Source organism: Pseudomonas edaphica (genome assembly GCF_005863185.1).
In the GTDB taxonomy this organism is placed as follows: domain Bacteria; phylum Pseudomonadota; class Gammaproteobacteria; order Pseudomonadales; family Pseudomonadaceae; genus Aquipseudomonas; species Aquipseudomonas edaphica.
In genome coordinates this window covers 1-12,136 of record NZ_VBVZ01000147.1, presented here as the reverse complement: position 1 = coordinate 12,136, position 12,136 = coordinate 1, and the positions used below count along the sequence as shown (strand labels likewise).

The following is a 12,136-nucleotide window of genomic DNA, read 5'->3' as shown; positions in this document are numbered from 1 at the left end:
CCCGAGAAGTCACCGTATTGCAGTACCTGGCCCAGGGTTACACCAACAAGCAAATTGGTGAAAAACTTTTTCTCAGTAACAAAACTGTCAGCACCTACAAAACCCGCCTGCTGCAAAAATTGGGTGCCACTTCACTGGTCGATTTGGCTGAGTTTGCCAAGCGCAACGCACTGACCCCCTAATGACGCGAAATGCAATGTAGGAAATTTCCGATGGCCATGTCGGCAGCGTCCTACTCCCTTCTACCCACCTCACTTCTAGACTTGCTCCAGCTCAACGGTACACAGATACCAGAGCTTAGAGAGTGTTCAATTGAGTCCACTTCCAGGACATAAATATCAATCTAGGAGTTTTAAATGAAAGTCAGTACATTGGCCAGCGCAGTAATGGCAATTACCCTGGCAGCAACTTCGGCTGTGAGTGTTGCCGCAGATCAAGGTCACGGTGTCATTACCTTCAAAGGCTCGATTATCGATGCACCTTGCTCTATCTCTCAAGAGTCGCAGTACCAGACCGTCGAAATGGATCAGATTGCCAACGTCACCCTGAAGAACGGTGGCAAATCCCAGTTGACTCCATTCAAAATCCAACTACTCGGCTGTGAGTTGGACACTTTGAAGTCCGCCAGTGCGAAGTTCACCGGTTCGCCGGCGGCCAACCCAGATCTGCTGCAACTCAAAGGTAGCGCCGCAGGCGCCAGCCTGGCGATTGCCGACTACAACGGTGATTTGCTCAAGCTCGGCACCGAGTCAGCTGCGCAGACGCTGTCCGATGGCGATAGCTACCTGCTCTTCAACGCCTACTTACAGGGTGACGTGGCGGCTGGAGAAGGAACAGCGGCCGTTGTCACTCCGGGTAACTTCGAAACTTTCGCCAACTTCACCCTCAGCTATCAGTAACACGCAACGTCACTGAGGTGCCCCGGAGCATGTGCACACATGTGCTCCGGGGAAGCTTGCGGAGGTTTAGATGATTCGGTCAGCCGTAGTGCTGTTGATGCCGCTGGTCCTGTATATCCTCGTCCAGCCCGTCTGCGCTATTGAGCCGTTGGCTAACTCTGCACTCGAGGGCCGTGTACAACTGGCAGGAAGTATTGTCGACAGTGCTTGTACTATCCGCGTGGGTAATGACAGCCAAGCGGTTGATTTTAAACCCACAGTACTGAATGGATTAGTGCATGGCAACACGTCACCTCAACAACCCTTGAACATCTATATCAGCGATTGCGTTAATTCCAACTCGCGCAGTAACACCACCCCATCGCAGCGCTTCAAATTAACTTTTGAAGGCCAGGGCGAAGGTAAACACTTTACCCTTCAGGGCGCCGCCAAAGGCGTTGCATTGCAGATAAAAGATGAACAAGGAACGTTGGTTTCTCCCGGCATGTTACTTGAGCACGGCTCACTGTCCGCGGACACATTAATGCTCAATTACTCACTGACACTCGTGGGTAGCGGGCAAGCACTGGAAGCGGGCAACTTTCACGCCACGATCAAGCTGAGTATTCAGCACTTCTAAACTGTCGCTCAAGGATTTAGTCACGTGGATCACCATAAGGTACTGGCGACCACTGCATTATGCTGTATTGCAGCGTGGGCAGGTGCGGCCGAAGAATTCCAATTCAATACTGATGTACTGGACCTCAAAGATCGCGAGAACCTCGATCTTGGGGTGTTTGCTTCGGCAAACTTCATCATGCCCGGCCAATACAGCCTGATAGTACATGTGAACCGCGACACATTGACGGAATTCCCGGTCACCTATCTTCCTGAGGACAACGATCCAAAAAGTAGTCTGGCCTGTCTTTCGCCAGAACTGGTCAATGAGATGGGTTTAAAAGAACAGAGCATGAACGCCCTGACCTGGTGGCACGCGGGCGCCTGCCTGGACCTCGCCAGTGTTCCTGGCATGCTGGCGCGTGGCGACCTGGGTACTTCCGGGTTGTACCTGAGTATCCCTCAGGAGCACTTGGAATACACAGCGGCAAACTGGGATCCGCCCTCACGCTGGGACGATGGCATTACCGGGCTGCTGTTCGACTACAACCTCAACGCCCAAACCACCGAGCGCAAGCGAAGCAAAGGTCGCAGCGACACTCTCAGTGGCAACGGCACTGCCGGTCTGAACCTGGGCGCCTGGCGCTTACGCGGCGATTGGCAAAGCCAGGTGCAACGCAGTGCTGACCAGCCGTCACAACAGCAATTTGCCTGGAGCCGTTTTTATGCGCTGCGGGCCATGCCGTCCTTGCGTTCGAACCTGATCGTTGGCGAAGACTACTTGGACTCCAACCTGTTTGGCAGCTTTCGCTATACCGGCGCCAGCCTCAACAGCAACGATAACATGCTGCCACCTAACCTCAGGGGTTACGCGCCTGAAGTCAGCGGCGTGGCCCGTAGCAACGCCCGCGTGGTGATTCGGCAACAGGGCCGGGTGCTTTACGACACCCAGGTGCCGCCTGGTCAGTTTCGTATCCAGGACCTCAATGACGCCGTCAGCGGCCGACTTGATGTGCGCGTTGAAGAACAGGATGGCAGCGTCCAGGAGTTTCAGATGGATACCGCCAACATCCCCTATCTGACCCGTCCCGGTACGGTGCGTTACAATCTGGCCGCCGGCAAACCCTCTGACTGGGAACATCAGCTGGATGGCCCGGCCTTTGCCACCGGCGAATTTTCCTGGGGTATAAGCAATGGCTGGTCATTGTATGGCGGCGGTCTCGGCGCCAAGGACTACGGTTCCCTGGCCATCGGCATGGGCCGTGACCTGATGGCCTTCGGTGCGCTGTCGTTCGACGTCACTCAGTCGCGGGCCACACTGCCGGGCCAGGACACACTGAGCGGCAAGTCCTACCGTGCCAGCTATTCCAAGCGCTTCGATGAGTACGACAGCCAAGTCACCTTCGCCGGCTATCGCTTCTCTGAAGAGGACTACCTGAGCATGAACGAATTCATCGAAACCCGGCGTGGCGACCGGCCGCTGAACCAGAGCAAGGAACTCTACACAGCAACGGTGAGCAAGCAATTTCGCGACTCCGACCTCAGCGTTTACTTCAACTACAACCACCAGACCTACTGGAATAGCCAGGCGAGTGATCGCTACAGCCTGTCGTTGTCGCGCTACTTCAACGTGGGTGGTTTGAAAAACCTCAGCCTGTCGCTGACGGCCTACCAAAACAAGGGCGGCGGTACCTCCGATGATGGCGCCTACCTGTCGGTCAATATTCCCTGGGACGCCACCGGCTCGGTCAGCTACACCTCCTCGGTCAGTCGCGGTGAAAGCACCCATAGTTTGAGTTACTACGACCGTCTCGATGAGCGTAACCACTACATGCTCAGTGCCGGCAAGTCCTCAAGAGGCGAAACCGCCAGCGGTTTCCTGTCCCACGACGGCGACCAGGCTCAGATGGTTGCCAGTGCCAGCTACGAGACCGGTGAATACACCTCGGCCGGCCTCTCTCTGCAAGGCGGCGCCACGTTGACCGGCCAAGGTGCAGCGCTGCACCGCAACACCGTGATGGGTGGCACCCGGCTGCTGGTCGACACCCAGGGCGTGGCAGATGTGCCGGTGCGTGGTAACGGCGGGACAACCCGTACCAACCGGTTCGGCAAGGCGGTCATTACCGACGTCAACAGCTACTACCGTAACCAGGCCAGCATTGTCCTGGACAGCCTGGCTGACGATGTCGAAGCCACCCAGTCGACCACCCAGGCGACCTTAACCGAAGGTGCGATTGGCTATCGCCGCTTCGATGTCATCGCCGGCCACAAGGCCATGGTCATTATCCGCATGACTAATCGTGGCGCACCGCCCTTTGGCGCGACCGCCCAGAACAGCCGGGGCCAGGACACCGGCATTGTCGGGGAAGAAGGATCGACCTACCTGAGCGGCATGAAGCCGGGCGAAACCATGTCCCTGCATTGGGATGGCAGCGCACGCTGCAGTTTCACCCTGCCCGACCGCGTTGTATCGCTTGAACGACAACTGGAGCTGCTGTGCCAGCCCGTCAGCGAGGCGGAAAACTCCGCCGCTTAATCCATTGCTACAGGTACTTATATGATGATCAATTTCAAGCGCAACACCCTACCCCTGCTAGCCTTGATCGGTGCATGCTCGGCGCAGACCAGCCTGGCAGCCGTGTCACTGGACCGTACTCGAGTGATTTTTACCGGCAACGAAAAATCGGTCAGCCTGAGCATCAGCAACCAGAACCCCCAACTGCCTTACCTGGCACAGGCCTGGATCGAAAACGAGCAGGCTGAAAAGATCACCACCCCGTTGGTGGTACTGCCTCCCATCCAGCGTCTGGAAGCCGGCGGCAACAGTCAGTTGAAGATCCAGGGGCTGCCTGAATTGCGTCAACTGCCCCAGGATCGCGAGTCGCTATTCTATTTCAACTTGCGGGAAATCCCGCCACGCAGTGAAAAACCGAACACCTTGCAGATCGCCTTGCAGACGCGGGTGAAGCTGTTCTATCGGCCAGTCGCAATTGCCACGAAGGTGGGTGCAAGTGAAGCCCCATGGCAGGAAAAGCTAACCCTGACCCGTCAAAATGACCGCTATCTGGTGAACAACCCAACGCCCTACTACATCACCGTGATCGATGCTGCGCGCGATCTTAAAGCCAGTAGCGCCGCTGACTTCAAACCCTTGATGATCGCACCAAAGGGTCAGTTGGACCTGGGCTTGAACAGCGGGGTATTGGGCGACAAGCCGGTGCTGACCTACGTCAATGACTATGGCGGCCGCCCACAACTGCAGTTCAGTTGTACGGCAGCCACCTGCACCGCCAGCCCCATCGACAGCAAACGCTGACACACAAGCCATGACCTATTCACCTGGGTGGAAATCATGATGCCTGGAATCCGTAGCTACCTGGTTGCCTTGCTCTGCTGTGCAAGTGTTTCAACCTTGTCTCAAGCCGCTGGCAACTCAGTACAGACAGCTGAATTTCAGGTGACGGGAACCTTGCTTGAAAGCGCCTGTTACCTGGACCCAAGCTCGGCCTATCAGAGCGTGTCCCTGGGTGACCTAAGCACTATTCAACTGTTGGACGTTGGCGCTCAAGGCACTCCGGTAGCCCTTCAACTCAGGTTGCAAGGCTGCGTGCGCAGTGACGGCGGCCGACGTGATAACCAGCATGGAACCCTGGTCTGGAGCGCGATCGAGCCGGTGGCTTCGCTGACCTTCAACTCCGTGGCCGACGCTGACACCCCCGAACTGATCAAGGTGGCTGGCGCCAAGGGGTTCGGCCTGCGCCTGCTCAACGTCAAAGGCCAAGACGTACACCTGGGACGAACGGCCCCGGCCTGGTTCGTCTCGCCGGGAGATAACCAGCTGACCTATTACATCCGCCCTGAACGCACTGCGGCGCCTTTGCGCCCTGGCACCTTCCGCGCCAGCCTCAATGTGAAGCTGGAATATGACTGAGGAGACCGCAATGACTGCCGTACGTACTGTACTTCTGGCGATGCTGCTTGGCAGTGCGTCGTGGATAAATGCCGCCGAAAAACAGGTGACGATCAAAGGTACCGTCTATGCATCAATTCCTTGTGTGATCAACAACAACAAACCCATTACCGCGTCGTTTGGCGATGTGCAGATCGAAAAAATCGATGGTGTCTACAAGACCATCACCCTGGATTACTCGCTCAACTGCACGAACGCGACGACCAATGAATTACGGATGTATGTGAATGGACGCGTTACGGGGTTCGATAGCAAGGCGCTGTTGATACCGAACAATGACAACATCGGCATCGCCCTGATAAAAGACGGCACGCGGCTGCAGCTGAACCGTTGGTTCGACTTCGATCCCCGCAAGCAACCCGTGTTGCAAACCGTGCTGGTAAGAGTCAGCGGTAAGATCAACGCAGGTGCGTTCCAGGCCAGCGCAACCTTGGCGGTGGATTATCAATGAAAAATCCATATCGTCTTTTGGCAATGCTGTCGGTTGCTGCCCTGCCTCTGCAGTGCTTTGGCGAAGACAATCTGCAATTTACCGGCACCCTCATGGCGCCCCCACCCTGCACCATCAGCGACAAGGGCGGGCCTATCAACGTGCATTTCGAAGGCAACATCGCGATCAGTAAAATCGACGGCACGCAGTATCGCCGCCAGGCAATTCCCTATCAAATCACATGCCCGGGTGCGCCCCAAACCGCCCGCATGACTCTGACACTCAAGGGCGCCGAGGCAAATTTCGACCCGACAGCACTGAAAACCTCGATAGACGATCTGGGCATCAGGGTACTGCTCGGTGGTAGCGCACTTAAGCCCAATTTCCCCCGGCAGATCACCTTCAATGCATCCGCAACAATGCCCAAGCTGGAGGCGGTACCCGTAAAGCTGATCGACGCAACGTTACCCAGCACCACCTTCCGAGCCTCGGCACTGCTGATCGCCGAACTCTACTAGGAGCATATATGGGCAAGTGGGCCATAACCCTGAGCGTCTGCATCGGCACCAGCCTCTGGTTGTCTGCGGCTCATGCAACAGAAGACAACCTGTCTTTCTCCGGCATTCTGGTGAACGAACCTTGCGTGCTCGCGGTGGAAGATGAAGTCATCGAACTGGACTTCAAAAGCGTGGTAAACAAAGACCTCTATCTGAACGGCAGGACTCGCGGGCACCCTATCAGTTTGCGTCTGAAAAATTGCGAACTGGACGTCGGCAAGCACATGGTCAGCATCACCTTTATCGCCCTTCGTGGTACCGAAAGCATCGAGCCACCAGGGCTGCTGATCGTACAGAGCGCAAACGTTCATGGCCTGTTGGTAGGGCTGGAGACCACTGGCGGCACTCCGCTGCCTTTGAACAAGACCCACAGCATGGGAAAACTGGCCAGCGGCGACAACCTGGTCAGTTTCAACGCTTACCTGCAAGGAGAACCCAAGGCACTGGTCAATCGATCTCTAGGACTGGGGGACTTTGACGCGTCCCTCACTTTTGCCTTGAACTACGAGTAACTATCTTGAAAAGACCTTACAGAATTGCTCTGCGCAACACACTGTTAGCTGTGCTGTCATGTGCGGCCATGGCACAAGTGCAAGCCTTCAACATCACCTCAGTGGAAACCCGGTATGTGCCGGGCGGAATACTTCATAACTTTCAAGTAAACAACTGGTCAATGACTGATCCATCACCCAGCCCATGCGAGGATCTTTATGCGACTAAAAACGGAAAGTGCCGTGTCACACTCGCGGTACGTCGAAGCGGCGGGAACGCGAACCTCCTCTATGTACTGGGCAAACCCTACATATGGACCGTACCGAGTCGTCGGAAAAGCAGCATGGGTGCCTTTCTGCTTGACCTTATGGTCCAGGGCTTCGATATGCCGTTCAATGGTTCGGTGCTGGACCCAGAAAGTGTTTACACCGATGAAACTTGCATCGGCTTCGTTGCTAGCCCATACGAGCCTGGCACGATAGGAGCTGGCAGTTTTTTCGGACATTGCCAACGCGTCAAACCGCCAATGGTGCAATGCGAGGTCAACGGCAATACAACCATCGACCACAAGAGCCTGCCCGACAATGCCTTGGACGGCGCAACGGCCTCCCTCCAACTGAATGTGCAATGTAAGGGTCAGGCCAGCGTAACCGTCTCGGCAAGTAGATCAAACAGCTATGGCGTGCAGCTCAGAAGCGACGGAAGTCTTTACTCGAAGATCACCCTCAACGGCAAAGATGCCACGAACGGCATCAACGTACCCGTTGCCGCTGGCCAGCCCAGCCCGCTCAACGTCACCTCGACCTTAAGTACCCGCGGAACTGTTACTCCCGGTAGTTTTTCCGGCTCCACGGTGATTACCGTTTCACCACCTTGATGCACCAAAGGGTGATCATCACTGACGGCAGCAACGTTGCCGTCCGCTGCTACTAACCAGATACCCTGGTGGTGGGCGTCCCCCCCTCAATCTTTGTTGCCACCACGAAAAGTCCTACATACATCGACTATTTTCCCCACTAAAATTCCATCGCTCGCCTAGCCAGTGGTTTCTTAGCAGCCTTGACCGGGGGACTTGCTTCTGGTTTGGGCGAGCTCTTTTTGGGCATTATCACGACACATATGTTATTACGCCGGCTGGATGCCACGAGACAGCGCATGACAAGCTGATTTAGCCTACTTGGTCTCCAGTAACACGACGTTCAAGACGCTTACGATATTCCGAGGGAGTCGTCAGCATTTCGTAGCGAAAGTGTCGATTGAAATTGGATAAGTTGCCGTAGCCAATGCTGAAGCAGACATCTGCCACCGATAATCTCGTTTGCAGAAGCAAGCGGCATGCACGCTGAATCCTCAGTTTGCGAGTCAGATCGACAAACGTATGACCTGTCGTGCGCTTGAAGAACCGGGAAAATGATGGCTCGCTCATGTTCAACTGTTGGGCAATCACCGACACGCGCAACTCTTCATCCAGATGTCGATGTATGTAATCCAGCACCCGCCTCATACGCTCGGTGGTCAGGCCATCCAGCATGGGGGCGTATTGCAGACTGGCCAGCCGATGGCTTTCATGGAGCGGGGCTTCATTGAGGGTTTCCAGCAACGACAGAAAGAGCCATAAACGCTTCAGCCCCCTGCTCTGCCCTATCGCCTCCAACAACTGGACCCCGTTTTTCCGGGTCGCGCCACTAAACTCAAGCCCCTGCCTCGATTGAACGAACAATCTTTGCAGATCACCCAGCTCGGGTAATGTTTCACGCAATTTCAGGAGGCTGTCTCCGTCAAATTGCAGGACGACATCACGTCCGACAATACGCTCGCCCGGCGCCAGATCGATGCTCCAGTCATGAGGCAAGCCCGGGCCGATCAAAGCAAGGTGACCAGCCTCAAAATGGCCGATGTAGTCACCCGCAAAAAACCGACCACTTCCCTGGCGGATCAGGTGAATTTCAAACTGTGGGTGATGATTCCAACGAGCGAGCTCGAACGGGTAATCATGCTCGTGCCAGCGAAAGCTATGCTGCGGCTCGGTAAAGATCACTTCGAGTTCGGATAGCTTTTCGGCCTTTTGCCTATGGGTCATCACCGTAGTGTTCCATCGAGAGAGTTCAACTCGCAGACGAGTCGAAGCTGATCTGCAACTTTACGTCGCCTGGCAAAGCACTGGCGGCGCGCTCAAAGGCCTCAATGCTCTTGGCGAACGGGAATGTTGCGGAGATTAAGGGTTTTAGATTGACCTTGCCACTGGCAATCAGATTAACCGCGCGCTGATAAACATTGGCGTATCGGAATACGGTTTCAATGCGAATTTCCTTGGCCTGAGCCGCCACGACATCAAACGCCACCGGTTCAACCGGCATTCCCACTAACACCAGGGCGCCACCGGGGCACACGCAGGCCATCGCATCAGGATAAGCGCGCGCACTACCGCTAGCTTCAAACACCACATCAGCCCCCCAGTGGTCAGTCAATTGCGCAACCTTATCCACCAGCGACTCCAAGCGTACGTTAACCGCGACAATGCCCTCATAGCCTTGCGCAATGGCCAGTTTCTGCTCCATCAGGTCCGACACCAATACTTGGCTAGCCCCTGCGGCAAGGGCTGCCAGCGCTGTCATCAAACCAATGGTACCCGCTCCAATCACCACCGCGACATCGCCCGGTTTGATGCGCGCCTTGACGGCCGCCTGCATACCGATAGCAAAAGGCTCCACCAGCGCCCCTTCGGCGAAGCTGACATGGTCCGGCAGTTTGTAGGCGAACGCTGCCGGATGGATCACTTGCGGGGTCAGGCAACCATGCACCGGTGGCGTCGCCCAGAACTGCACTGCCGGGTCGATGTTGTACAGGCCCAGCCGCGAGGCCTTTGACGTTGGATCGGGAATGCCCGGCTCCATACACACACGGTCACCCTCTACCAAGTGTTTCACATTGCGCCCAACCTCCACGACAGTACCGGCCGCTTCATGACCAAGCACCATGGGCTGGTCAACCACGAAAGGCCCGATCTTCCCATGAGTGAAGTAATGCACATCACTGCCGCAAATACCCACGGTATGTATGCGAATGCGTACGTCATTCGGGCCGAGACTGAGCGGTAGATTTATTTCGCGAATGGCCAAGGTGTGCTGTTTTTCCAGAACCAGAGCTAGCATGGGTATCTCCGCAGACTAAAGGGGTGGGGTCGCCTCGGCAACGCAGGTATGGCGCGATGCCTGTTGACCGAGTCGGGGTTGATGGACAGGAATAAAGAAGGTCAAAACCGCGCCGGTGACATAGAGGCCAGCGTAGATCCACACCACGCCCTTGATGCCCAAGGTCGCGATAAACAGAGTGGCAATCCCCGGCCCCATGAAATTCGACAGACCAGCCGCCAGGTTATGTGCCGAAATTGCCGCGCCCTTTTGCTCCGGCGCCAGGGCGAGGAACACCGCCCCCATGGGTACGAAAGCCGTCACGCTGATGCCAAAGCCTACGGCTGCAATCAGTGCTATTTCAAAATGTGCGCCATAGAACTGCGGCAGGTAATAGAACGCCAGCGACGACAACGCACAGCCGATACATCCGAACCAGCGCATTTGTATCAGCCACCCCAGGCGATCACCGATTTGCCCCCAGATCACATTGGTGAAAATGCTCACGACAAACATCACGCCCCACAAATGCAGCCACTGCTCCATGCTGAAACCCACCTCTGACGAAGTCAGATACAGCGGCAGGATCACCGGTAAACCGAACAGGCTCAGGTTGCAGATGATTCGCACCAATACAATCAGGAACATGCCCCGTCGCTCAGCAATGATGGTGACGCCTTGGCTCAAGGTTTTGAGACGCTCAACCAGTGTCACTGCATCGCCGGGTTTGCCGGCCCCCCGCTCCTTGACTAAAAACATGATCATCAGCCCGGCCAGGGCAACCCAAAACACACCGATCCACAACGTGTTGATAAACCCGATGCGCGAAATGCTCATGCTTGGCAGCCAGTTACCTAAAAGGCCAATACCGATGCAATACATCGACCAAAACCAGCCCATGGCCGAGGCCATACGTGCGCCTGGCGTCACTTGTGCGATCCAGACCATGAAGGCATAGATGAACAATGGGTAGGCCAACCCACGGATACCGTAGAACACCACCATTAATATGTCGTTCTGCTGTTCCAGACCGAAGACCAGGAACAGCACATGAAAGACAATCCAGGCCGCGACGCCAATCAGCATGATCCGCCGCGGACCGAAGGTTTCCGCCAGCACACCCGAACCCCAGCTCGAAATAGCCGCCAGCAAGCCATAGACCGTGAACAAGAGTGTTGCCTGAGTTGCAGAGAAACCCAGGTCAACGACATAACGGGACAGAAACGCCAGCTCAATTCCATCGCCAGTCATGAACACCGCAATGGCGACAAATCCCCACACCAGCGAGATGGGTAAACCGAACAGCAGCCCCTGAGGGGCTTGACGATTAGCCATGGTGCTTTCCTTTCTTGTAATTGTATGGACCCCGACAGCCAAATCAGATCTGACCAGTTCAAATCCAGCTTCCCTTTTCCCCGCGAGGACGACTAGCGTAGGTATTGCAGCAAACTGGTATTTTTTTCACACCCAGGCAGTGATGGCAGTTACTTGCTCATTACGCAAAGCCAGAGACAGTTGGGCTTGCCGTGGCCCTCTTAAGCAAGTCCCGAAACAGTACACAGTGAATTTTCCTGCATACGTTACGCAGAACCCGTGTCTTCAATAGGGCAGGAATTAAATTCTGAATCAGAAGGTTCGTTCTGTGCTTTATCTTTTTGCCCGACAGCCCACCGAGGGCCTGCGCATCAAAGATGTCATCGAGATGCGAGTGATCAGCGTAGAAGGCAATACCGTATTGCTTGGGCTTGTCGTGCCAGAAAACATGCATATCGTGCGACCTGAGCGACTCGAATGCGCTCGAAAGAATGATGAAAACGGCAGGAAATGAAGTCTGCTTCACCCCTGTGCGATCGCGTCAAGCAATCGGCTAAGACGCAGTAGGAGTCCTCAATGACGGAATCTGAATCGGATGAGCTAGCGACACAGTGGGCAGTCGCCGCACTGATAAACGCCTTGAACAAAACCGGAAATGAAGCGGTTGTAGCAATAGCCAAAGACGAGGTGTTCTACCACTTGAAATTGCTCGGCAATCGACCGGGAACCCAAGAGCTGAATAGGTC

General features: G+C 55.5%; 13 protein-coding genes and 1 pseudogene. 11 read left to right on the top strand and 3 right to left on the bottom strand.

The window, feature by feature from the left end:
- The 10 genes and pseudogenes from bvgA to FEM54_RS12050 all read left to right on the top strand — a co-directional run.
- A pseudogene (gene bvgA, locus FEM54_RS12095) lies at nt 1-182 on the top strand (virulence response regulator transcription factor BvgA); the annotation flags it as partial.
- Nucleotides 183-356: 174 nt separating this feature from the next.
- Complete coding sequence (locus tag FEM54_RS12090) at nt 357-899, top strand: fimbrial protein (RefSeq protein ID WP_138451058.1); 543 nt, start codon at nt 357-359, stop codon at nt 897-899.
- 70 nt (nt 900-969) lie between these two features.
- Entirely contained in the window at nt 970-1,518 is a 549-nt protein-coding gene (locus FEM54_RS12085) for a fimbrial protein (RefSeq protein WP_138451055.1), read from the top strand.
- A gap of 24 nt (nt 1,519-1,542) precedes the next feature.
- Entirely contained in the window at nt 1,543-4,032 is a 2,490-nt protein-coding gene (locus tag FEM54_RS12080; RefSeq protein ID WP_138451053.1) for an outer membrane usher protein, read from the top strand.
- 21 nt (nt 4,033-4,053) lie between these two features.
- On the top strand, nt 4,054-4,812 hold the full coding sequence (locus FEM54_RS12075; RefSeq protein WP_138451051.1) for a fimbria/pilus periplasmic chaperone: 759 nt from the start codon (nt 4,054-4,056) through the stop codon (nt 4,810-4,812).
- A gap of 153 nt (nt 4,813-4,965) precedes the next feature.
- Nucleotides 4,966-5,427: a fimbrial protein gene (locus tag FEM54_RS12070; RefSeq protein WP_171045826.1), complete on the top strand. Its 462-nt coding sequence runs from the start codon at nt 4,966-4,968 to the stop codon at nt 5,425-5,427.
- 10 nt (nt 5,428-5,437) lie between these two features.
- The gene (locus FEM54_RS12065) at nt 5,438-5,917 is read left to right on the top strand and encodes a fimbrial protein (protein WP_171045825.1); all 480 of its coding nucleotides are present in this window, start codon (nt 5,438-5,440) and stop codon (nt 5,915-5,917) included.
- Nucleotides 5,914-6,414 carry a fimbrial protein gene (locus FEM54_RS12060; protein ID WP_138451044.1) on the top strand — a complete coding sequence of 167 codons (501 nt, stop codon included), beginning with the start codon at nt 5,914-5,916 and terminating at the stop codon, nt 6,412-6,414. Before FEM54_RS12065 ends, FEM54_RS12060 begins: the two co-directional genes overlap by 4 nt.
- An 8-nt stretch (nt 6,415-6,422) precedes the next feature.
- A complete protein-coding gene (locus FEM54_RS12055) occupies nt 6,423-6,965 on the top strand; it encodes a fimbrial protein (protein ID WP_138451042.1) in 543 nt (180 codons plus the stop codon).
- Between the two features lie 5 nt (nt 6,966-6,970).
- A complete protein-coding gene (locus FEM54_RS12050; protein WP_171045824.1) occupies nt 6,971-7,822 on the top strand; it encodes an MrpH family fimbial adhesin in 852 nt (283 codons plus the stop codon).
- A 291-nt stretch (nt 7,823-8,113) separates the two neighbouring features.
- On the opposite strand, the gene FEM54_RS12045 is transcribed toward FEM54_RS12050, so the two are convergent.
- Genes FEM54_RS12045 through FEM54_RS12035 form a run of 3 tightly spaced genes read right to left on the bottom strand, consistent with a single transcriptional unit; the run spans nt 8,114 to nt 11,411 of the window.
- Nucleotides 8,114-9,025 carry a helix-turn-helix domain-containing protein gene (locus tag FEM54_RS12045; RefSeq protein ID WP_138451038.1) on the bottom strand — a complete coding sequence of 304 codons (912 nt, stop codon included), beginning with the start codon at nt 9,023-9,025 and terminating at the stop codon, nt 8,114-8,116.
- Between the two features lie 25 nt (nt 9,026-9,050).
- Nucleotides 9,051-10,097 carry an NAD(P)-dependent alcohol dehydrogenase gene (locus FEM54_RS12040; RefSeq protein ID WP_138451036.1) on the bottom strand — a complete coding sequence of 349 codons (1,047 nt, stop codon included), beginning with the start codon at nt 10,095-10,097 and terminating at the stop codon, nt 9,051-9,053.
- Nucleotides 10,098-10,112: 15 nt separating this feature from the next.
- Nucleotides 10,113-11,411, bottom strand: a complete 1,299-nt coding sequence (locus tag FEM54_RS12035; RefSeq protein WP_138451034.1) for an MFS transporter — start codon at nt 11,409-11,411, stop codon at nt 10,113-10,115.
- 307 nt (nt 11,412-11,718) lie between these two features.
- Here FEM54_RS12035 and FEM54_RS12030 point away from each other — a divergent pair, with 307 nt between their 5' ends.
- Nucleotides 11,719-11,904: a carbon storage regulator gene (locus FEM54_RS12030; RefSeq protein ID WP_171045823.1), complete on the top strand. Its 186-nt coding sequence runs from the start codon at nt 11,719-11,721 to the stop codon at nt 11,902-11,904.
- Nucleotides 11,905-12,136 lie beyond the last annotated feature (232 nt).